The 3096-nt window shown below is 28.0% G+C and carries 2 protein-coding genes; both read left to right on the top strand.

Annotated features, from left to right (window positions below; translation table 11 throughout):
• Positions 1 to 148 precede the first annotated feature (148 nt).
• Positions 149 to 715: a hypothetical protein gene (locus ACW9UN_RS16885; RefSeq protein ID WP_459487540.1), complete on the top strand. Its 567-nt coding sequence runs from the start codon at positions 149 to 151 to the stop codon at positions 713 to 715.
• A gap of 1303 nt (positions 716 to 2018) precedes the next feature.
• Positions 2019 to 2771: a hypothetical protein gene (locus ACW9UN_RS16890; protein ID WP_459487541.1), complete on the top strand. Its 753-nt coding sequence runs from the start codon at positions 2019 to 2021 to the stop codon at positions 2769 to 2771.
• Positions 2772 to 3096 lie beyond the last annotated feature (325 nt).

A 3096-nucleotide genomic window follows, 5' to 3' on the forward strand; every position in this document is an offset into this window, starting at 1 on the left:
ATTGCTTTTTCGGGTTTTTCTTACGAAAAACCTCGGAAACGCTAAAGTTTTAGTCTAAATAGCTTTTTTTTCGCTAATTTACGCAACAAATAATACACCAAAACGTTATGTGCAATTGCTCAGCAAACTCAAAAAGCTGTAAAAACAAATGAAAATTAAGAAGGATAATTTAACACCTGAACAAAAAAAGAAAGCCTATTTTGGAATTGTATTTTTGTCAATTTTATTATTCTCATTTTTTTATTATGCTAACTTTTTAAAAAAGACAACTAAGGAATTATTGTCAAAAAACACTGAATTAACGGTTTGCGAAATTATAGGTTTTAGCACTTATAAAGGTCGAACAGATATTATAGAATATTCTGTAAATGGGAAAAAATATGAAAGAGAACTTTTAGCAAGAAGGGTAGCTGAAATAGGAGAATTTTATGAATTAAAATATTCTAAAATTAAACCTGATATTTGTGAAGTTAATTATAAAAAGCCGAAAATTTATAACCCTGAAAATTATATAAAAAGTATAGGAATTATAAGTGACATTTATGAGAATGAAAAATATAAGATATTAACTTTTGAGTATGATTATCAAAGAGAAAAACTTGAAAGAGATATTCATCTTTATAACTTAGAGAATTATGAAAAAGGAAAGCAAATTGAAATCATAATAAATAGAAAGAATCCAAAAATATCATATTTAACAAAACAGATTGAATAAAAAACTGCACATAACACCGTGTAAAATTTATTGCTTTTTAAGGTTTTTCTGGCGAAAAACCTCGCAAGCGTAAAAGTCTGTAATTATTAGTTATTTTTGGCTAAATTTACGCAACAAATCTTACACAACAACGTTGCAAAAAACTGTGCTCACTCAAACATGGGAATGAAAAAATTGCGATTTAATGTTCTTTAAAATTGTAAAAAAGTGGAATTTTAAAAAGTTGAACACTCTCTCGCTAGCAAAATTCAACAAGTGAATTTTGCAAATTGTGGGAATTGTAAAACGTGTGAATTTACTCAAACTCTGAAAATATGAATTGGGAATTATAACTCAAACTCTGAATTGAAAAAGTTTGCGGAATTGAGCAAAATGTGGAAAATCTGAATTGTGTGAATTCACTCAAATTCTGAATATTTAATTTTTTGGAATTTATACTCAAAGTGTTGAATTCAAAAAAACTGAAAAGTTCTGAAAAAACAAAAATTATGAAAATAAAAAACAGCTATTTTGCAACACCGTGTATAAAAAATTGCTATTTTTAGCTTAATCAAAGGTTGTTGCTTTTTTGCAATCTTATATTTTCCTGCGGAAAATAACGATGGCACAAAATCGCAACTTTCCATAACACAAACACGTTGTAGGCAATTTTAGAAAGACTGCATTGCAAGAATTATAATTGAAAAGCAAACTGGAAAGATGAAGACAAAATGAGTATTGATGGATACATTAAATGAGAAACTATTATTACATATATTGGTCTGATGCAATACTGCGGATTAGGAAATTTCATCCACAAAAAAGTGACTGGAAAATATCATTATATATATTTAACTCTTGGATTCATGCTCTTAATCTCTTTATTGTTTTTATCTGGTTAAAGTACTTTCACTTATTGACTATCAAGCTGCCAGAAATAAACATATTTCCGGGTGACATTATCGATAAGTTTTTGTCTTTTGCATTAGTTTTTACAACTCCGTTTTTCATCTTGAATTACTTTCTTATTTTTCATAAGGACAGGTATAAAAAGATTGTGGAAAAATATCACGTCAAGGGTGGAAATTATGCTTTTCCATACACAATAATAATTGCTTTAGGAGCATTTATTTCTGCAGTAGCATACAGTATAATGACTTTAAATTGAAGTTGAAAAAACTGCCTACAACACAGGCGCATAGTGCATGCCGGGAAAGACTTCAAAACAAAAAGCAGAAGTAATACTTTGAATAGGAAACAAAACTTAAATTTGAAGTAAGAACGGCACGCACCATCGCCTTAACCGTTGGCAGTAAGCTAAAAAATGAACGAAACGCATAAAAAACAAATTCGGAATAATTCAATAATAATTTTAATAGGAATATTAATTATTATAGTGTTTGGAAATGAAACTTCTTGGTTAAGATATTTTAATGTTTTAGCAATCTTAATAATTTTAAGAAGTTTAATTTGGTTTATTTCTAACTCTGAAGAATTATTATTTTACATCTTTCCAACAAAAACAATTCGTGAAAAAAAACCAAAACTGAAAGATAAAATTTGGAGCCATATTTCTATGGTTTTATTTTTTTCTGGTTTAGTTTTCTTAATTTTTCAAATGAACAATATTGAGAATATAATTGAGGAAAAAAGTTTTTGGAAAAACTTTGGACTTTTAGGATTTAGTTTTGGCATACTTGGAATAATCTTTCTATATAAAATTCGACCATCAGTATTTAGTGAAAGTGGGAGAAGATATTCTGTAGTTTTTGGCTTTATTTTAGGCTTAACAGCTTTAACCATTTCTACAGCAAGTTTTCTGAATAAAAATAAAGCTGAAAAAGAATCAATTGAATCTGAATATTTAATTAAACGAAAAAGTACTGGTGGAAAAAAGAATAAATCTCATTGGATTTTTATTAATATGAGAAAATCTGAAAGAAGATTTGAGATTAAATCAAAACTTTGGAATGAATTAAATGCTGGAAATAAAGTTATAGTAAAATCAAAAAAGGGACATTTTGAATACGAATTTGTTACAGAAATAAAGCCTACTGCCAACACCGTACAAAATTAATTGCTTGCTTTTTGCTTACTTACGAAAATCCTCGCGGATTTTCTTTGTCAGTAATTATTTAGTAAATTTAGTGCTTAAACCACGCAACTAACCTTGTACAAACACGTTGGCAATAATTAAAAAGTTGTACTTTCCTGAAATAGGTTGACTAAAAATTAAACACTTAATTATAGTCACTTATGAAAACAAAAAAAGAACCCTGGCGAAAAAAAACGTATAAAAAAGCCACTTTAGAACTCAAATTATTCGTCGTTGACCAAATTCAGAATGGTCAGATTTCAACCAACTTCGCTTCTAAAAAATATGGTATTCCTAGAACTACTAT

The sequence above is a fragment of the Polaribacter litoreus genome (assembly GCF_054584775.1).

What these genes read in the sequence shown, in the direction of transcription:
- ACW9UN_RS16885 (WP_459487540.1), top strand. Translation starts at nt 149, where the DNA reads ATGAAAATTAAGAAGGATAATTTAACACCTGAACAAAAAAAGAAAGCC.
- ACW9UN_RS16890 (WP_459487541.1), top strand. Translation starts at nt 2,019, where the DNA reads ATGAACGAAACGCATAAAAAACAAATTCGGAATAATTCAATAATAATT.